The following is a 16,964-nucleotide window of genomic DNA, read 5'->3' on the forward strand; positions in this document are numbered from 1 at the left end:
CGAAAAGCCCGAATGCGGCTGTCTCCAGACCTGTGCCCCGAACTCCAGCCGGATTGAAAAATGTTCGCAAGCTACAGACCGATCCTCTCGCTGCTGCGCGGCACCGCGTTCCTCCTTGCGGCATCCGGACTGCACGGGCTGCTGCTGCCGTTGCGCGGCCAATTGGAAGGCTTCTCGACGGCATCACTCGGCCTGATGGGCACAGCCTGGGCCGGCGGCTTTGTCACCGGCTGCTTCTTTGCGCCGCGCATCGTGCGCCGTGCCGGTCATGTCAGGGCTTTCGGCGCCTTTGCCGCGTCGGGAGCGATCGTCGCGCTGCTCACCGGCCTGATCATTGACGAATATACCTGGATCCTGCTGCGGGCCTTCACCGGCTTCACCATGGCCGGCGCCTTCATGGTCATCGAAAGCTGGCTGAACGAGAAGGCCACCAACGAAAACCGCGGTACCGTCTTCGGCCTCTATATGATGGTCACCTATGCCTCGATCATGGGCGGTCAGATGATCGTTGCCGGCGGCGATGTGAAGTCGGCCTCGCTGTTCATGATCACCGGGATTCTGTTCTGCCTGTCGCTGATCCCGACGGCGGTCTCGACGGCGTCGCACCCCAAGCCGCTGCAGGACGTGTCGCTCGACGTCAAAGGGCTCTATGTCAATTCACCGGTCTCGGCGATCGCCTGCGTGCTGATCGGCATCGCCAACGGCGCCTGGGGTACACTTGGTGCCGTCTACGGAGCTCGCATCGGCATCTCGACGGCCGAGATCGCGCTGATGATGAGCCTCGTGGTCATTGCCGGCGCCGCCATGCAGCTTCCGGCCGGGCGGCTCTCCGACACGACGGACCGTCGTTTCGTGCTGGCGGGCGCGGCGTTCGGCGCTGCGCTGTTCGCCATCGCCATCTTCCTGTTCGAACCGCGCTCCGGCGTCTTCGTCATCGTCTGCACCGCCGCCTACGGCGCCTTCGCCTACACGCTCTATTCGATCGCGGTGGCGCATGCCAACGACCATGCCCGATCGGAAGATTTCGTCAAAGTGTCGGGCGGCCTGCTGCTGCTTTATGGCTTTGGCACGATGATCGGTCCGCTGCTGGCCGCCGGCCTGATGGGCTGGATGCGTCCCGAGGGGCTGTTCCTGGCTACTGCGCTCGCGCATCTCTGCCTGGCCGGCTACACGCTGCTGCGCATCAGCCGTCGCGCGCCGGTGCCGATCGAAGGCCGCGATGCCTTCAAGACCCAGCCGGCCGACCGCTCGGTGACGCCGGAAGCGTTACGGCTCGACCCGCGCAGAAAAGCTGAAACCGACGGTTGAGATTCGAGACGCTTTGCCCCACAAATAAGGCATGATGCTTTCCGACGCCTTCATGGCGATTGCCGATCCCAACCGGCGCTATCTCTTGGAAGAGCTCCGGCGCGGACCGAAGACCGTCAACGAACTGGCCTCCGGCTTGCCGGTGTCCCGTCCGGCCGTTTCGCAGCACCTGAAGGTGCTGCTTGATGCCGGGCTGGTCAACGCCAAGCCGGAAGGCACCAGGCGCGTCTATACGGTCAGCAATGCCGGCTTTCTGAAGCTCAACATCTGGCTCGACCAGTTCTGGGATGCGGAGCAGCTCGGTACACCCGGAAGCTGAGAGGTGTCGTCAGCGCGTCGAGCAGCTCATGCAGCATCGGGCCTAGCCATTGTTGTAGGGGAAGAGCTTGAAATAAGGCTGCGCTTCCTCGATCACACGGGCAACCGACGGGCGCCGCAACAACCGGTCGTGATAGCGTCTCACCGCGGGATATCTGTCGCCGAACGGCTCGACCTTGTTGGCGTAGAACAGCGCCGGGGCGGCGGCGCAATCGGCCATGGTGAAGCTCGTGCCCACCGCCCATGTCCGCGACTGCATGTCCTGTTCGATGATGGCGTAGGAGCTGCGCAGTTGGGCGCGTGCCTCCTCGACGCCGAACGGATCGGTCTTGCCTTCCGGCCGCAGGCGGTCGACGACGATCTTCTGCATCGGTTCCTGGACGTAGAAGTCATAGAAGCGGTCGGCAAGCCGGGTCTGGCGGGCGAGATCGACATCGGCGGGGATCAGCTCGACCGGTCCGGGATAATACGCGTTGAGATATTCGATGACGATCGTCGATTCCGGCACGGTCCGGCCCAGCGCATCATCGCGCAGCACCGGCATCTTGCCGGCCGGCCATAATTTCAGGAACGCGGCGCGCGACTGTTCATTGCCGAGGTCGACGACGACCGATGTGAATGGCGTGCCGTTCTCATAGAGCGCGATCAGTGGCTTCCAGCAGAAGGAGGCCAGCGGATGAAAATGCATCGTCAGGGACATTGTTTTTGCTCGTTCCTTTGGTGGTTCGTCTCGCGGACATCCGATGTCCGGGTTCGGCCCGCTATTTACTGCCTTGGCTGTGGGTGACGATGGCATCGACGATCGCGGCCCAATCATCGGGATGCAGCTCGTGGCCGCCGCCCTCGATCCGGACCAGCCTTGCGCCGGCGACCGCGTCGGCCAGAGCAGCGCCATGCTCGACCGGAAAGATCGGATCGTCGGTGCCGTGGACAACGAGGAGCGGGGTCTTCATATCGCGCAGCCGCCCCTTCCAGTCCTGCCCGCCGCCCTTGAGCATGAAATGATTGGTCGCGCTTAGAAAACCACCGGACCGGTCGTAATCCTGTTCGACGAAAGCCCGCGTTCGCTGCTCGTCGAAGGTATGCGCGGTGCCGGCGAGCGCACGCGCGTCTTTGACGATGAAATCGATCGCCTGGCGGCGGTCCGACCAGTCGACCTTCGCGCCCTCGGCCGAATGCATCCTATAGGCCTCGGTGGTTCCGGGCAGATGCGACGTATCGATGCCTAAGGGCGAGCTGCTGATCACCGTAAGCGAAATGACACGCGACGGGTATTTCAACGCAGCGAGCTGCGCGATCATGCCGCCCATCGACATGCCGACCACATGCGCCTTTCGGATTCCATGGTCGTCAAGGACGCGGATGGCATCGCCTGCCATGTCGTCGAATGTATAAGGCGGCTCGCCCGGTGCGTATTTGGTCGAACGGCCGGTATCGCGATTGTCGTAGCGGATCACGAAGCGACCTTCGCCGGCCAGCTTCCGGCAAAACGCTTCCGGCCACCAAAGCATGGAAGCCATGGCGCCCATGATCAACAGTACCGCCGGATGTGCCGGATCGCCGAATGTCTGGGACACGATTTCGGGTTGTTTCGCATTTCTCACGGCTTTCCTCCTTGCGCTCCGAATCCGATTGCATTTTGCAATCAGTTGCACGATATTAAAACCGATACGATAATGCAACCGGTTTTTGGAGATTCGCATGAACATCGATCGCCGGTCCGGATGCCCGATCAACCTGTCGCTCGAAGTGTTCGGCGACCGGTGGAGCCTGATCATCCTTCGCGACATCATCTTCGGCGGCAGACGCCACTTTCGCGAGTTGCTCAACGGCTCGGTGGAGGGCATTGCCTCCAACATCCTCGCCGACCGGCTGAAGCGGCTGATGGAGCTCGGTATGCTGACCAAGGCGGACGATCCCTCCCACAAGCAGAAGGCGATCTACAGCCTGACTGAAATGGCGATCACGCTGGTGCCGATCCTGGCGCATCTCGGCGCCTGGGGCCGCGTCTGGCTGCCGGTTAGCGACGAGCTCTCGATCCGTGCCGAGCTTCTGGAAAAAGGCGGCCCGCCGATGTGGGAGCAGTTCATGAACGAGCTGCGCCACGAGCATCTGGGCACGTCTCCCGCGCCATCTGGACCCACCGTCCGTGCGACCTTGCAGGCCGGATACGATGCGGTGATCGCCCGCAAGGCGCAGCGAGTTGGCTGCGATCCGGCGCCGTGATCAACTTATTTTCCCAATTAAGGGCTGGCTCTGCTATCAAGGGGGCTGAAAATAATTCACGGGATTGGATAACGCTCTTGGTCGAGAACTCTAAGGATACTGCCCGTGCGCGGGCCGATTTGCGTTTCAAGAAACAGGAAGAGGCAGCTACGGTTCGCCAGAAGGCGATGGCGGAATATGTCGCCGAGAGCGACGCTCGCCAGGCCAAAACCAACAAGCTGCGGGCGCTGCGCCTCGCCAAGGAAGCGGAAGACCTGGCCAATGCGCCTCCGGCCCCGGTGAAGAAGCCTCGCGCCAAGAAGAAGTAGGCCCGGCGCTCCCCAGAACGCATAGCTTCCTTTCGTACGCGAAACAGTTTCACTGGGATCTGTTCTGCCGGTCGATGACTGATGCGTTTAGGAGACTGCCATGACCGAACTGACGCTCGATAAAGCCATTGAGATCATCGATGCTGCCTTCGCCAGGGGTGCTGAGCTCAAGCTCAGGCCGCTGGGCGTCTCGGTGCTCGATGCCGGCGCCCATCTGGTCGCGTTCCAGCGTCAGGACGGCGCCTCGTTCCTGCGTCCGCAAATGTCGGCCGGCAAGGCCTATGGCGCGCTCGCTATCGGCATGGGCTCGCGCCGGGTGGAAGCCTTCGCCAAGGAGCGCCCCCATCTGATCGCCGGCGTTTCCGACGTGTCGGGCGGGCGCGTCCTGCCGGTCGTCGGTGGCGTGCTGATCCGCGACAAAGCCGGCGCTGTCATCGGCGCCGTCGGGATTTCCGGCGACACGTCGGACAATGACGAGGCAGCTGCCATCGCCGGCATTGAGGCGGCCGGCTTCAGCGCCGATCCAGGCTGAGCCAAGGCTTTTAATTCATGTTGATGTCGCGGCTGGCCGACCGCATCGACACCGAAAAGCCGGCCAGCACGTCGATCAGTGCTATAACCATCAGCGTGAAGAAGACGGTATGGGCGGCGCCCTTCACCAGCAGGAACTCGACCAGATACGCCACGAAAACGAAGGTCGACAAAAGGTGGTCCATGATCGAGGCGTTCGTTGTTCGCGTCGACTTCACCACTTCGACGAACAAGAAGATCAGTGCGATCAACACGATGAGATCGCCGAGGGTCATCGAGAACACCCCGCCCGACATCATCCGGACCGAAAACATTTCGGTCGCCCACGGATCGTCGCCGCTGCCGAATATTCCCAGAAGCCCGAGATTGTAGAGGATGAAAGGCACGATCAGCAGCGGAATGGCACCGAACATGTGGCGGCTCCGGTTGGACTGATCTTTGTAGAATGCCCGCGGCGTTCGCCGTCAAGAATTTTCGTGCGGCCCGCAAACACGGACAAAGACGGCGTGAAACAACAATGTCAGCCCCCGGCCGATATGATCAGTGGTCACAAACGCAAAAAGCCCGGCCAGTGGCCGGTCTTTGCAATCATAAACCGTCGAAAGCTCTCTCAGCTTTCCTTCGGCTCCAGAACCTGGCGACCGCGATACATACCGGTCTTCAGGTCGATATGGTGCGGACGGCGCATCTCGCCGGAGTTCTTGTCCTCGACATATGTCGGGGCCTTCAGTGCGTCGGCCGAACGGCGCATGCCACGCTTCGACGGAGAGGTTTTTCGTTTCGGAACGGCCATGGATATGCTCCACTACATGGTCAAAACGCCCCCGCTGCCCTCGTGAAAGGGCCACATCAGGGGCCGGAATCTGAGAAAGTCGGGTGCCTATACACGCCTGACGGCGTTTTGGCCAGCGTCGCCGTGATTTTTTTTGACACTATCGCAGGCAACCGACATAGGCGCCGGCCCGGCCCGCGCGCCGTTCGATCAACGCGGCAAGCCGCCTCAGTCCCGGCCCGGGCTTCGCCGGATTGCGCGCGATCGGGTTCGGCAAGGCGACTGCAAGCAGTGCTGCCTGCCGGCGCGACAGCTGTTTTGCTGAGACGCCGAAATGGTGCTGGGCGGCGGCCTCGATGCCGTAGATGCCCGGCCCCCATTCGGCGATGTTGAGGTAGATCTCCATGATCCGCCGTTTCGACAGCACCGCATCGAAATAGACGGCCAGCGGCAGTTCGACGACCTTACGGACCGAGCCCAGGGGCCGCGACCATAGATAAAGGTTCTTTACCGTCTGCATGGTGATGGTCGAGGCGCCACGCGTCATCTCGCCGGCGAGCGCATCGTCGACGACGCCGCGCAACTCGCCTAGATCGACGCCGCGATGGAAACAGAACTGCCCGTCCTCCGACATGATGACCGAATATGCCAGCACCGGCGCGACATCGTCGATAGAAACCCAGCGCCGATCGTAGCCCGAAAACGTCGCCAGGTCCTTCAGCATCAATGTCGACACCGGATGCACGAATGACGGCAGGTACAGGAAGGTCAGCACCACCGGCACCAGCGCCAGCACGGTGGCGACGGCGATGCCGCGCCGGACCCAGCGTTGAAGACCGATGCGGCTGCCGCGTCTCGGTCTCGCCATGTCCAACCCTTCGGTTTCGTGATCGACGATCGGTTCCGCCAAACTACCCAATCCGCGCTACTCCCTGCCCCGGCATAATGGCGCTTGGCTTCTTGCGCAACGTCTGAGTGTCGGCTACCGCTCCCGGCCATGACGAAAGACGACCAAATGGCGTTCGAGGCCGCACTTATTGCCCGGGCAGCTCCGCTCGAGGTGCTGCTGAGACAGCTGCTCGACGGACGCACGCTTTCAGGCGAGATCGCGCGGCCCGAACGCCTGATGACGGCAATGCGACATGGCGTGCTGAACGGCGGCAAACGACTGCGTCCCTTCCTGGTTATGGAAAGTGCTGCACTGTTTTCAGCCGACGGCGAGCCGGCGCTGCGCGTCGCGGCGGCGCTCGAATGCGTGCATTGCTATTCGCTGATCCATGACGATCTGCCGGCCATGGACGACGATGATTTGCGCCGTGGCCAGCCGACGGTGCACAGGGCTTTCGATGAGGCGACCGCCATTCTTGCCGGCGACGCCTTGCTGACGCTTGCCTTCGACATCCTTGCCGACGAGGCGACAATGCTGCCGGCCGAGCGCAGGGCAGCGCTGGTGCTGGCACTGGCCCGCGCCGCAGGGGCGGGCAGCATGGTCGGCGGCCAGATGCTCGATCTTGAGGCCGAACAAAGCCGGCCGGACGAGGCTGGCATCATCCGGCTTCAGGCGATGAAGACCGGTGCGCTGATCCGCTTTGCCTGCGAAGCGGGCGCCATCCTTGCCGGCGCGCCGTCGGGCGACCGCGAAAGGCTGGCCGAGTTCGGCTCTGCGATCGGGCTTGCCTTTCAGCTTGCCGACGATCTGCTCGACCTGACCGCCGACGCGCATCAGATGGGCAAGGCAACCGGCAAGGATGCCGCGGCCGGCAAGGCGACGCTGGTCGCGCTGCACGGACCGGACTGGGCGCGGGACCAACTCCAGGGCCTCGTCGACCAGGCTCATGCGCTGCTCGAGCCCTATGGCGAACACGCCGCGCTTCTGAAGCAAGCAGCGAAATTCGTGGCGGCCCGCAACAATTAGAGCTGCTCCCTGTGGCGCGCCGTGAGCCACGGAGAATTGGCGACTGTTAGGCCAAATGCCTTAGCGCAGCCGGCCGATCGGGATGATTTCCGGCGATGTCGGACCATATGGCTCGCCACGCCAGTCGAGTAAGTGATGACGCCGGCAGCGGGATCGCGCCGGAAATCATTCCACGCTCTTATCGTACCCAGCTCGGGATGCCTCAGCTCCCGTTCGGACCGTTCCGGCATCCACTCGAGCCATTCTTCGGCGGCAGGGTTCCGCGGCTCGGGTCGACAGCGGTCAGCCTTCGCCAGTTGTCTTTTCCACCACCGGCTGCGGAACCGGTTCCGGCTCGGCCGCCGCCTCGTCCGCCTGCGCTTCGGCCGGCTTGCGCCGGTTGCGGATGAAGGCGGCGATGCGGTCGCGGATTTCGCCGGCGCTGAGGAACACCGGAACGCGCGCCACCGGCGCGGTCGGCTCGAAGGACAGGCCAAGGCCGGTGATCCTGCCCTTGTCGTCGACGTCGCGGACGATCAGCTCGATCGGGCCGAGCAGCACGCGGTCGGCATATTCGGCGTGGCGGCCGAGTCGCGCCGTGACCAGATCGCCAATGGTGAGCTTGCGTTCCGCCTCGGTCAGGCCCGGCGCGTAGGCGGTCTCCAGTTCCTCGGCGGAGCGTGACGGATCGACGGCGAAGGCGCCGAAGAAATCCGCGTCCTCGGGATCGACCACGGCACGGCTGGCGAACAGCTTGTCGAGCAAGCGCGGATAGCGGTCCGGCACGAAGATGTAGACGTGGTCGCCGGCCGCCAGCCGGCCCATGTCCTGGAAGCGCATCGAGCGTCCGTCGCGCAGCACCAGCGACGGCCGCGCCCAGCGCGGAATGCGTTCGCCGCGCGCCACCGGGCTGCCGGGTGCCACGCGGTAGGCGAGAAGCTCGTGATGGGCGGAGCCCGGGAGTTCCAATTCGACCTTGTCGAGCGGTCCCAGGCGGGCCGGCACGATCAGGCCGAGGCGGCGCGCCAGCGGTCCGACGGTCCATCCCTGGATGACCAGCGAGACCAGCACGATGATGAAGGCGGTGTTGAAGATGAGGCGGCCGTTCTCCAGGCCGCCGAGCAGCGGCGTGATGGCAAGCAGGATCGACACGGCGCCACGCAGGCCCACCCAGGAGACAAAGGCGACTTCCGGGCGCGGCAGACGGAACGGCATCAGGCAGAGCCAGACGGCGATTGGCCGTGCCACAAATATCAGGAACAGGCCGAGCAGCACCGCCGGCACCAGGATCGCCGGAAATTGCGAAGGCGTCGCGAACAGGCCGAGGATCAGGAACATGATGATCTGCGCCAGCCACGACATGCCGTCCTGGAAGCGCTTGAGAATAGTGACGGCGCGGATATCGGAATTGCCGGCAATCAGGCCTGCGAGATAAACTGCCAGGAAGCCGGAGCCGCCGACGGCGCCGGCGGCAGCGAACACCATCAGCGACAGCGTCAGCACGAAGATCGGCAGCAGGCCGTGATCGAGATTGAGGCGATCGACAAGGCGCACGATGGCCATGCCGCCGAGAATGCCGATGACAGCGCCGAGCCCCATGTTGACAAGGAAACCGACGGCAAGATCGGTGACCAGCACCTTGGCCTCGGGGTGGGTGTTGGCGGCGATGACCTCGACCAGCGTGATGGTCAGGAAGATGGCGATCGGGTCATTGGTGCCGGATTCCACCTCGAGGGTGGAACGTACGCGCTCGCGCAAATTGATCTCGCCGGCGCGCAGCAGGAAGAACACCGCCGCGGCGTCGGTCGAGGCGACGGCGGCACCGAGCAGGAAGGATTCCAGCCATGTCAGGTCGAGCAAATAATAGGCGGCGGCGCCGAACAGGCCAGTGGTCAAAAGGACACCGAAGGTCGCCAGCGACAGCGCCGGCCCGGCCGCCTGTCGCAAGGCGTTGAGCGGCGTGCCGAAGCCGGAATCGAAGAGGATGACCGCCAGTGCCAATGAGCCGGCAAAATAAGCAAACCGGGCATTGTCGAAGTGGATGCCGAGACCGTCGGTTCCGGTGGCGAGGCCGATGCAGAGAAACAGCAGCAGGAGAGGGGCGCCGAAGCGGAAGGCGATCAGGCTCGAAAACGCGGCGGCAACGACAAGCGCTGCGCCAACCAGCGTCACGAGATAGATCCCATGCTCCATTCGTTGATCGCCCCCTCTAATCGGTATGCCTCCGGCATCACGGGAGAGTGGGGCGAAGACATGGCCGCTGCAAGGCGGCGACGTGGTTTTTTGCCCTATGCCGCTGATTTGCGGACGGTTGGCGCATCTCGCGCTCCTGGCACGGGAGCCTGCTTCCGACGATCGCGTTACAACGAAAAACGCCCGGACGGAGCCGGGCGTTTCAAAATCGAGAAGACGATTCTGCGATCAGGCGATGGTCTTGCCGAAGGCGACGGCGGTATCCCCCATGCGGTTGGAGAAGCCCCACTCATTGTCGTACCAGGACAGCACCGAAACGAAGTTGCCGTCCATGACCTTGGTCTGGTCGAGCGCCACGATCGAGGAATGCGGATCGTGGTTGAAGTCGATCGAAACATTGGGGTGACGGGTGACGGCGAGGATGCCCTTCAGTTTGCCGTTCGAAGCGGCGATTACCGCGTCGTTGATTTCCTGGACGGTGGTCGGCCGCTTGGCGATGAACTTGAAATCGACGAGCGAGACGTTCGGGGTCGGCACGCGGATGGAGATGCCGTCGAGCTTGCCCTTGAGCTCGGGCAGTACCAGGCCGATGGCCTTGGCGGCGCCAGTCGAGGTCGGGATCTGCGACAGCGCCGCGGCGCGGGCGCGGTAGAGGTCCTTGTGCATGGTGTCCAGCGTCGGCTGGTCGCCAGTGTAGGAATGGATCGTCGTCATTATGCCCTTCTCGATGCCGACGGCCTCATTCAGCACGGCCGCCAGCGGCGCCAGACAGTTGGTGGTGCAGGAGGCGTTCGAAATGACGATGTGGTCCTTGGTCAGCTTGTCGTGATTGATGCCATAGACGACGGTCAGATCGGCACCCTCCGCTGGGGCGGAGACGAGAACGCGTTTAGCGCCGGCCGTGAGATGGGCGGCGGCCTTGTCGCGGGCGGTGAAGATGCCGGTGCATTCGAGCGCGATGTCGATGCCGAGTTCCTTCCACGGCAGTTGCGTCGGATCCTTGATCGCGGTGACCTTGAATTTTTCCTTGCCGACGATGATCTGGTCGCCGTCCACCGTCACCTCATGCGGAAAGCGGCCATGCACGCTGTCGAAGCGCAGCAGATGCGCATTGGTTTCGACCGGGCCGAGATCGTTGACGGCGACGACGTCGATATCCTTGCGGCCAGATTCGTGGATGGCGCGCAGGATATTGCGGCCGATGCGGCCGAATCCGTTGATGGCAACTCTGACGGTCATTGTTCTCTCCCTGGGAGTTGGAGGCCGAAGATCAAGTCCGCAGCTTCATAACGGCGGACGGGCAAAGAATCCAGCCGCCGAGGCTCGGATTTAAATCGATTAGTGCTCCACCGGCCGGCAAAACCGCTATGCCAGCCTTTGCCGGTCGGGGCTCACTTTCATTTGCGGTGCAGGCGGGCTTCCGCCGCCTGCACCGTTGCTTCGGCGGTAATGCCGAAATGCGGATAGAGCTGTTCGATGGTGCCGGAGGCGCCGAAGCCGGTCATGCCGATGAAGATGCCGTCGGTGCCGATGAAGTGATCCCAGCCCTGGCGGATGCCGGCTTCGATGGCAATCTTGAGCGGCGCATTGCCGATCGTTCTGCTGCGATAGTCGGCGCTCTGCTTATCGAACAATTCGAAGCACGGCACCGAGACGACGCGGGTCGCATGGCCGTGCTTTTCCAACGCCTCGCGGGCGGCCAGCGCGATCTCGACCTCGGAGCCCGAAGCGAAGATCGTCACCGCGGCTTCACCGCTGGCGGCGGCAAGTTCATAGGCGCCGCGGCTGCTGAGGTTTTCCGCAACGAAGTCGTTGCGTACCGTCGGCAGGTTCTGCCGGGTCAGCGCCAATGTCGAAGGCGTCTTTTCCGACTCAATGGCCAACTGCCAGCATTCCGCGGTTTCGACCGCGTCGGCCGGGCGGAAGACATTGTGGTTCGGGATGGCGCGAAGTGCTGCCAGATGCTCGACCGGCTGATGGGTCGGGCCGTCTTCGCCAAGGCCGATCGAATCATGGGTCATGACGAAGATCGAGCGGATGCCCATCAACGAGGCAAGCCGCATCGCCGGACGGGCATAATCGGAAAAGCACATGAAAGTGCCGCCATAGGCGATAATGCCGCCATGCAGCGTCAGCCCGTTGAGCGCGGCCGCCATGCCGTGCTCACGAATGCCGTAGTGGACATAGCGCTGGCCATAATCGTCGGCAGTGATGTTCTTGGTCTGGCTGGTCTTGGTGTTGTTGGAGCCGGTCAAATCGGCCGAGCCTCCGATGGTTTCGGGCACGGCGCCATTGATGACCTCCAACGCCATTTCCGACGATTTGCGGGTGGCGACCTTTGGCTTGTCGGCGGCGAGCTTCTTCTTGTAATCGCCAATGACAGCGTCGAAGTTGGCCGGCAGCATGCCACTGGTGCGGCGTTCGAACTCGCCGCGCAATTTGGCATCGGCCTTGGCAAGGCGGCTTTCCCAGTCGGTGCGTGCCTTGACGCCGGTCTGGCCGGCGGTACGCCATGCGTCGAGGATATCGGCCGGAACCTCGAAGGGAGGATAATCCCAGCCGAAGAATTTTCTGGCGCCGGCGATTTCCTCGGCGCCGAGCGGCGAGCCGTGCGCCTTGTTGGTGCCGGCCTTGGTCGGCGCGCCGAAGCCGATGGTCGTCTTGCAGGCGATCATCGTCGGCTTGTCGGAGTGGCGGGCCGCTTCGATGGCGTAAGCGATCGCTTCCGGGTCCTGGCCGTCGATATGGCTGGCATTCCAGCCGGATGCCTGGAAGCGGGCGACCTGATCGGTGTTGTCGGCCAGCGATACCGGGCCGTCGATCGAGATGTTGTTGTTGTCCCAGAAGACGATCAGCTTGTTCAGCTTCAGATGCCCGGCAAGCGCGATAGCTTCCTGGGACACGCCTTCCATCAGGCAGCCGTCACCGGCCAGCACATAGGTGTAGTGGTCGACGAGGTCGTTGCCGAAAGCGGCATTCATGATGCGCTCGCCGAGCGCGAAGCCGACCGAATTGGCGAGACCCTGGCCGAGTGGGCCGGTCGTCGTCTCGATGCCGGCGGCATGGCCATATTCCGGGTGGCCCGCGGTCCTCGATCCCAATTGGCGGAACTGCTTGATCTGGTCGATGGTGATGTCTTCGTAGCCGGTCAGATAGAGTAGCGAGTAAAGCAGCATCGAGCCGTGGCCGGCCGACAGGATGAAGCGGTCGCGGTCCGGCCAATGCGGGTTCTTCGGATCGTATTTCAGAAAGCGCGTGAACAGCACAGTGGCGATGTCGGCGCAGCCCATGGGCAGCCCGGGGTGGCCGGAATTTGCCTTCTCGACGGCGTCCATGGCGAGAAAACGGATCGCATTGGCCATCCGGTCATGTTGTTCGCGCGAGGTCATGCTTCCTCCAAAATGGGGGTTTGGGGCCTTGGGAGAGCCCTTGAAAAGGGTGCGCGACACATAGCAGGCGCGGCCTTTTAGTCAACAAATCGGTGTGCTTTTGCCGGTCTTGTGATGGCCATGCGCCAGTACATTAGCGTTAGCAGGGGACAGTCGCGACAGCTTTATTGACGTGCGGTTCACACGGCGCGTAATGTTTCAGGGATAACGCGTTCTGAACGTGAATGATTCGGTGATGGGCAGGGCGCAGGACGAAAGCCATGACCGGGGAAACGACCCTCAAGGAAGTCATTGCCAGGCTGGGTAAGGCTATCGAAGGGCTGGAAAACGCCGTCGCGGCCAAGCTCGAGCATGAGCGAGACTATTCGGAAGCCGAGGCCGAAGTGCAGCGGATGAACGCCGACCGCTCGCGGCTGGCGCAGGAACTCGACAATTCCGAGGCCCGCGCCGAACGGCTGGAAGATGCCAACAAGGAAGTGTCGCGAAGGCTGGTGACAGCCATGGAAACCATCCGCGCGGTACTGGACAGGTAGGCAAATGGCACAAGTCACGGTTTCCATCGACGGCAAGCAGTATCGGATGGCCTGCGACGAGGGCCAGGAAGAGCATCTGATCGACCTCGCCGAGCGCTTCGACCGCTATGTCTCGCATCTGAAAGATTCTTTTGGCGAGATCGGCGACCAGCGGCTGACCGTGATGGCCGGCATCATGGTCATGGACGAGCTTTCGGAACTGCAAAAGCGGGTCAAGGGCATGGAAAGCGAAGTGCTGACGCTGCGCAAGACGCGCGACGACGCACTGACCAAGGCCGACAAGAACGATTCCGTGCTGACCGGGGCGCTCGGCGCGCTGGCCCAGCGCATGGAAGACCTGGCGACGACGCTGGCAGTGAACAAGGCCTGAGCCAGCGCAGCAAAAATTCCTGCTGCATTTGCCGAGAAGCAATGAAAATATTTCGCCGCCGGCCTTGATGCCGGCGCAACAGGCGTTTGAAGGATGACGCCGGAGTGATAGAAAGGCAAAAGCAGCGCCGGTCAACGCCGGCTGCGATCTGCACTCACAGGGTAGGGACACGCCATGAGCCTTCGTATCAACGATATCGCACCGGACTTCACCGCTGAGACCACGCAAGGACCAATCAGCTTCCATGAATGGATCGGCGACGGCTGGGCGGTATTGTTCAGCCATCCGAAGAACTTTACGCCGGTTTGCACGACCGAACTCGGCACAATGGCCGGGCTCGAAGGCGAGTTCAGGAAGCGCAACGTCAAGATCATCGGCATCTCGGTCGATCCCGTCGAAAGCCATGGAAAGTGGCAGAACGACATCAAGACCGCGACCGGCCATTCGGTGAACTACCCGCTGATCGGCGACAAGGATCTCAAGGTCGCCAAGCTTTACGAGATGCTGCCGGCGGGTGCCGGCGAGAGCTCGGAAGGCCGCACGCCCGCCGACAATGCCACGGTGCGTTCGGTCTACGTCATCGGACCCGACAAGAAGATCAAGCTGGTTCTCACCTACCCGATGACGACGGGCCGCAACTTCGACGAAATTCTGCGCGCCATCGATTCCATGCAGCTGACCGCCAAGCACCAGGTGGCGACGCCGGCGAACTGGAAGCAGGGCGAGGACGTCATCATCACCGCTGCCGTCTCGAATGAGGATGCCATCAAGCGCTTCGGCGCCTACGAGACAATCCTGCCATATCTCAGGAAAACCAAGCAGCCTTCCTGAGCAGGCAGAGGCGGCACGGAGAATTTTCGGTTTTCTTGGCCGTATGAGCATGGGATGCTTGACGGCGCCTGGTTGACGGACAACCATGCCTTTCATTTGCCGTGGCAGAGAAAGTCATTCCTGCCACGGTGAGGATCAAGGGGGCTGGGATTGGACGCATTATCGGCCAGGTCGCAGGTCACCGGCTTCTATGACAAGCTGAGCGGGTCCGTCCAGTATGTGGTCGCCGACATGGCGACGCGCCGATGCGCCATCGTCGATCCGGTGCTCGACTTCGACGAAAGGTCCGGTGCAACGTCGACGAAAAACGCCGACGCCCTGCTCGACTTCGTCAGGGAAAGCGGACTGGAGGTCGAGTGGATCCTCGACACACATCCGCATGCCGACCATTTCTCCGCCGCCCACTATCTGAGGGGGAGAACCGGAGCGCCGACGGCAATCGGCGAAAAGGTCGTCGACGTCCAGAAATTGTGGAAGGTGATCTACAACTGGCCGGAATTCCCCGCCGACGGTTCGCAATGGGACAGGCTGTTCGCCGACGGCGCTACATTTTCGGTCGGCGGCCTTCCGGCACGGGTGTTGTTTTCGCCGGGCCACACGCTGGCCTCGATCACTTACGTCATCGGCGACGCCGCCTTCATCCACGACACGCTGTTCATGCCGGACAGCGGTACAGCAAGGACGGATTTTCCCGGCGGCAGCGCCCAGCGGCTTTGGCGCTCGATCCAGGACATCCTCGCCCTGCCGGACGAGACACGTCTGTTCGTCGGTCACGACTACCAGCCGGGCGGCCGCGAAGCGCGGTGGGAAAGCACGGTCGCGGAGCAGAAAGCTGGCAACATCCATTTTGCCGCCTGCAAGATGGAAGCCGACTTCGTCGCGCTCCGCGAGGCCCGCGACAGAACATTGCCAATGCCGCGGCTGATCCTGCACGCGCTCCAGGTCAACATGGACGGCGGACGTTTGCCGGAACCGGAATCCAACGGGCGCCGGTATTTGAAGTTTCCGTTGGATTGCCTGTGATGAGATGGATCGCTGGCGCCACAACTCTATTGCAAACTCGGCGCCGCCGCTCATCGCCCTGCGATGGTCACCTAAGTATTGATCCTGATCGATTTTTGCGACGTTTGAATCCGATAGGTCCCGTACGGGAAGACGGTGGCGGCAGCCGGATGAGGAGCGGCGCAGACGCCAGCCAGTCCAGCGTCAGGGTTTTGTTCGGCGGGCTAGATGTTCATACGTGATTTGCCAAGGCTCGCTCTCGGAAGATCTTTCCTCGCCGATCCAATGGAAGCTGTTGTCAGTGATCTCCGTGAAACGCCATCGAGTTTTCAGACCGCGCGAGTCATTGCCGAGCTGGACAATATCCTTGCCCTCGGCCCGGCCGATCTGGCGCGAGTGATCTCGGTTGAGCGGGTCGTTCCATATGATGTGCCAGCCATCGATCCCAGGATCGAAGATGCGCAAAGTCGTGCCATACATCGTGGACGGCGCAGGGCGCTTGGGCCTGAACCAAACGTCCTGAATCGCGCGGCCTTCGAGCACCCAGCCAAAATGGCATTCTCCATTCCATTTCTGGATTGTGCCGTCGTCGAGGTAGTGGACCGAGTCCATTTCCCAACTTCCGATTAGCCATCCATACAGGTCCATGTCTTTCGCTCGGTCGGCTGGGGGACCTTCGGATCCGAGAGCGGTGAGAAACGGAGAAATCGTCATCGTCATACCGCCTTTCGTTTCCAAACAGACGAGCTCAACTGCCCAGCGCAGCCCGGCGGCCCATTGTCGCGCCCGCCCGCCGCAAGCGCCGCGTCGTGGAATTTTGCGACGGCAGCCCGTGTCGGCGCCGGAACATTGCCGCCACAACTTGCAGCGTTGCGGTTTCCAGGGCTTGGGGAAAATTGCTATAATGCCGCTGTGAATGAGATCGTTTGCGAACGCGATAGCGAGCGGACCCGCCGGCATCTTTGGTGAAGCGGTAGCGCGTCCCATGGAGCGGGCAAATAACCGACACTGCCGCCCAGTCTATCAAAGCCTTTGACCGTGGAACCGCAGCGATCACGTCGATCTCAACCAGCATGCCTTCGAGGGCCAACGCAGACACAGGTATGAGAGTATTCGCCGGCTTCCTGTCGCCCCAGAGCCGGCCAGCTGGTCACACCGATGATTGAGCGGTTTATGGCGACGGATCGGGCGTTCGTGAAGGCGCGGCGGAACCGGCAACCCCAGCTAGATATGGCACCAAGGGACAGTTCTCCCGGCAGTCGGAGGACCCATTAAAAACGGCGGCGCCA

General features: G+C 62.5%; 20 protein-coding genes. 11 read left to right on the forward strand and 9 right to left on the reverse strand.

Going from position 1 to position 16,964, the window contains the following annotated elements; translation table 11 throughout:
• Positions 1 to 60 precede the first annotated feature (60 nt).
• A complete protein-coding gene (locus NKI85_RS01840) occupies positions 61 to 1,308 on the forward strand; it encodes an MFS transporter (protein WP_352522795.1) in 1,248 nt (415 codons plus the stop codon).
• Positions 1,309 to 1,339: 31 nt separating this feature from the next.
• Positions 1,340 to 1,627: an ArsR/SmtB family transcription factor gene (locus tag NKI85_RS01845; RefSeq protein WP_352522794.1), complete on the forward strand. Its 288-nt coding sequence runs from the start codon at positions 1,340 to 1,342 to the stop codon at positions 1,625 to 1,627.
• A 42-nt stretch (positions 1,628 to 1,669) separates the two neighbouring features.
• On the opposite strand, the gene NKI85_RS01850 is transcribed toward NKI85_RS01845, so the two are convergent.
• Together NKI85_RS01850 and NKI85_RS01855 are read right to left on the reverse strand one after the other, a co-directional pair.
• Positions 1,670 to 2,326, reverse strand: coding sequence for a glutathione S-transferase family protein (locus NKI85_RS01850; RefSeq protein WP_352522793.1), 657 nt, complete (start codon positions 2,324 to 2,326; stop codon positions 1,670 to 1,672).
• 61 nt (positions 2,327 to 2,387) lie between these two features.
• A complete protein-coding gene (locus NKI85_RS01855) occupies positions 2,388 to 3,230 on the reverse strand; it encodes an alpha/beta fold hydrolase (protein ID WP_352522792.1) in 843 nt (280 codons plus the stop codon).
• 97 nt (positions 3,231 to 3,327) lie between these two features.
• On the opposite strand from NKI85_RS01855, the gene NKI85_RS01860 reads away from it, so the two are divergent.
• The 3 genes from NKI85_RS01860 to NKI85_RS01870 all read left to right on the forward strand — a co-directional run bounded on the left by NKI85_RS01860 (position 3,328) and on the right by NKI85_RS01870 (position 4,692).
• A complete protein-coding gene (locus tag NKI85_RS01860; RefSeq protein ID WP_352522791.1) occupies positions 3,328 to 3,852 on the forward strand; it encodes a winged helix-turn-helix transcriptional regulator in 525 nt (174 codons plus the stop codon).
• A gap of 77 nt (positions 3,853 to 3,929) precedes the next feature.
• A complete protein-coding gene (locus tag NKI85_RS01865) occupies positions 3,930 to 4,160 on the forward strand; it encodes a hypothetical protein (protein ID WP_023678501.1) in 231 nt (76 codons plus the stop codon).
• Between the two features lie 100 nt (positions 4,161 to 4,260).
• Complete coding sequence (locus NKI85_RS01870) at positions 4,261 to 4,692, forward strand: GlcG/HbpS family heme-binding protein (RefSeq protein WP_352522790.1); 432 nt, start codon at positions 4,261 to 4,263, stop codon at positions 4,690 to 4,692.
• A gap of 10 nt (positions 4,693 to 4,702) precedes the next feature.
• On the opposite strand, the gene NKI85_RS01875 is transcribed toward NKI85_RS01870, so the two are convergent.
• The 3 genes from NKI85_RS01875 to NKI85_RS01885 form a co-directional block, all read right to left on the reverse strand.
• Positions 4,703 to 5,104 carry a hypothetical protein gene (locus NKI85_RS01875; RefSeq protein WP_352522789.1) on the reverse strand — a complete coding sequence of 134 codons (402 nt, stop codon included), beginning with the start codon at positions 5,102 to 5,104 and terminating at the stop codon, positions 4,703 to 4,705.
• Between the two features lie 197 nt (positions 5,105 to 5,301).
• Positions 5,302 to 5,484 (reverse strand): 50S ribosomal protein L32, encoded by a 183-nt coding sequence (rpmF, locus tag NKI85_RS01880; protein ID WP_006203806.1) that lies wholly within the window; start codon positions 5,482 to 5,484, stop codon positions 5,302 to 5,304.
• 139 nt (positions 5,485 to 5,623) lie between these two features.
• The gene (locus NKI85_RS01885) at positions 5,624 to 6,382 is read right to left on the reverse strand and encodes a transglycosylase domain-containing protein (RefSeq protein ID WP_352522788.1); all 759 of its coding nucleotides are present in this window, start codon (positions 6,380 to 6,382) and stop codon (positions 5,624 to 5,626) included.
• Between the two features lie 78 nt (positions 6,383 to 6,460).
• On the opposite strand from NKI85_RS01885, the gene NKI85_RS01890 reads away from it, so the two are divergent.
• On the forward strand, positions 6,461 to 7,378 hold the full coding sequence (locus NKI85_RS01890; protein WP_352522787.1) for a polyprenyl synthetase family protein: 918 nt from the start codon (positions 6,461 to 6,463) through the stop codon (positions 7,376 to 7,378).
• Between the two features lie 282 nt (positions 7,379 to 7,660).
• Here NKI85_RS01890 and NKI85_RS01895 read toward each other — a convergent pair whose 3' ends face one another.
• The 3 genes from NKI85_RS01895 to tkt form a co-directional block, all read right to left on the reverse strand.
• Entirely contained in the window at positions 7,661 to 9,550 is a 1,890-nt protein-coding gene (locus tag NKI85_RS01895; RefSeq protein WP_352522786.1) for a potassium/proton antiporter, read from the reverse strand.
• Between the two features lie 228 nt (positions 9,551 to 9,778).
• Positions 9,779 to 10,789, reverse strand: a complete 1,011-nt coding sequence (gap, locus tag NKI85_RS01900; protein WP_352775509.1) for a type I glyceraldehyde-3-phosphate dehydrogenase — start codon at positions 10,787 to 10,789, stop codon at positions 9,779 to 9,781.
• A gap of 158 nt (positions 10,790 to 10,947) precedes the next feature.
• Positions 10,948 to 12,939 carry a transketolase gene (tkt, locus tag NKI85_RS01905; RefSeq protein ID WP_352775512.1) on the reverse strand — a complete coding sequence of 664 codons (1,992 nt, stop codon included), beginning with the start codon at positions 12,937 to 12,939 and terminating at the stop codon, positions 10,948 to 10,950.
• Between the two features lie 260 nt (positions 12,940 to 13,199).
• Here tkt and NKI85_RS01910 point away from each other — a divergent pair, with 260 nt between their 5' ends.
• The 4 genes from NKI85_RS01910 (at position 13,200) to NKI85_RS01925 (ending at position 15,696) form a co-directional block, all read left to right on the forward strand.
• A complete protein-coding gene (locus NKI85_RS01910) occupies positions 13,200 to 13,472 on the forward strand; it encodes a DUF4164 domain-containing protein (RefSeq protein ID WP_006200774.1) in 273 nt (90 codons plus the stop codon).
• A 4-nt stretch (positions 13,473 to 13,476) separates the two neighbouring features.
• Entirely contained in the window at positions 13,477 to 13,842 is a 366-nt protein-coding gene (locus NKI85_RS01915) for a cell division protein ZapA (RefSeq protein WP_254816554.1), read from the forward strand.
• A gap of 174 nt (positions 13,843 to 14,016) precedes the next feature.
• Positions 14,017 to 14,673: a peroxiredoxin gene (locus NKI85_RS01920; protein ID WP_352522783.1), complete on the forward strand. Its 657-nt coding sequence runs from the start codon at positions 14,017 to 14,019 to the stop codon at positions 14,671 to 14,673.
• Between the two features lie 150 nt (positions 14,674 to 14,823).
• On the forward strand, positions 14,824 to 15,696 hold the full coding sequence (locus tag NKI85_RS01925; protein WP_352522782.1) for an MBL fold metallo-hydrolase: 873 nt from the start codon (positions 14,824 to 14,826) through the stop codon (positions 15,694 to 15,696).
• A 183-nt stretch (positions 15,697 to 15,879) separates the two neighbouring features.
• On the opposite strand, the gene NKI85_RS01930 is transcribed toward NKI85_RS01925, so the two are convergent.
• Positions 15,880 to 16,395, reverse strand: coding sequence for a hypothetical protein (locus NKI85_RS01930; protein ID WP_352775517.1), 516 nt, complete (start codon positions 16,393 to 16,395; stop codon positions 15,880 to 15,882).
• A gap of 426 nt (positions 16,396 to 16,821) precedes the next feature.
• Between NKI85_RS01930 and NKI85_RS01935 the strand changes: the two genes are divergently transcribed.
• Positions 16,822 to 16,950 (forward strand): DUF2274 domain-containing protein, encoded by a 129-nt coding sequence (locus NKI85_RS01935; protein WP_352523063.1) that lies wholly within the window; start codon positions 16,822 to 16,824, stop codon positions 16,948 to 16,950.
• Positions 16,951 to 16,964 lie beyond the last annotated feature (14 nt).

It is taken from the genome of Mesorhizobium sp. M0571 (genome assembly GCF_040320985.1).
Taxonomy (GTDB): Bacteria; Pseudomonadota; Alphaproteobacteria; order Rhizobiales; family Rhizobiaceae; genus Mesorhizobium.

What these genes read in the sequence shown, in the direction of transcription:
- NKI85_RS01840 (WP_352522795.1), top strand. Translation starts at nt 61, where the DNA reads ATGTTCGCAAGCTACAGACCGATCCTCTCGCTGCTGCGCGGCACCGCG.
- NKI85_RS01845 (WP_352522794.1), top strand. Translation starts at nt 1,340, where the DNA reads ATGATGCTTTCCGACGCCTTCATGGCGATTGCCGATCCCAACCGGCGC.
- NKI85_RS01850 (WP_352522793.1), bottom strand. Translation starts at nt 2,326, where the DNA reads ATGTCCCTGACGATGCATTTTCATCCGCTGGCCTCCTTCTGCTGGAAG.
- NKI85_RS01860 (WP_352522791.1), top strand. Translation starts at nt 3,328, where the DNA reads ATGAACATCGATCGCCGGTCCGGATGCCCGATCAACCTGTCGCTCGAA.
- NKI85_RS01870 (WP_352522790.1), top strand. Translation starts at nt 4,261, where the DNA reads ATGACCGAACTGACGCTCGATAAAGCCATTGAGATCATCGATGCTGCC.
- NKI85_RS01875 (WP_352522789.1), bottom strand. Translation starts at nt 5,104, where the DNA reads ATGTTCGGTGCCATTCCGCTGCTGATCGTGCCTTTCATCCTCTACAAT.
- rpmF (WP_006203806.1), bottom strand. Translation starts at nt 5,484, where the DNA reads ATGGCCGTTCCGAAACGAAAAACCTCTCCGTCGAAGCGTGGCATGCGC.
- NKI85_RS01890 (WP_352522787.1), top strand. Translation starts at nt 6,461, where the DNA reads ATGACGAAAGACGACCAAATGGCGTTCGAGGCCGCACTTATTGCCCGG.
- NKI85_RS01895 (WP_352522786.1), bottom strand. Translation starts at nt 9,550, where the DNA reads ATGGAGCATGGGATCTATCTCGTGACGCTGGTTGGCGCAGCGCTTGTC.
- gap (WP_352775509.1), bottom strand. Translation starts at nt 10,789, where the DNA reads ATGACCGTCAGAGTTGCCATCAACGGATTCGGCCGCATCGGCCGCAAT.
- tkt (WP_352775512.1), bottom strand. Translation starts at nt 12,939, where the DNA reads ATGACCTCGCGCGAACAACATGACCGGATGGCCAATGCGATCCGTTTT.
- NKI85_RS01910 (WP_006200774.1), top strand. Translation starts at nt 13,200, where the DNA reads ATGACCGGGGAAACGACCCTCAAGGAAGTCATTGCCAGGCTGGGTAAG.
- NKI85_RS01915 (WP_254816554.1), top strand. Translation starts at nt 13,477, where the DNA reads ATGGCACAAGTCACGGTTTCCATCGACGGCAAGCAGTATCGGATGGCC.
- NKI85_RS01920 (WP_352522783.1), top strand. Translation starts at nt 14,017, where the DNA reads ATGAGCCTTCGTATCAACGATATCGCACCGGACTTCACCGCTGAGACC.
- NKI85_RS01930 (WP_352775517.1), bottom strand. Translation starts at nt 16,395, where the DNA reads ATGACGATGACGATTTCTCCGTTTCTCACCGCTCTCGGATCCGAAGGT.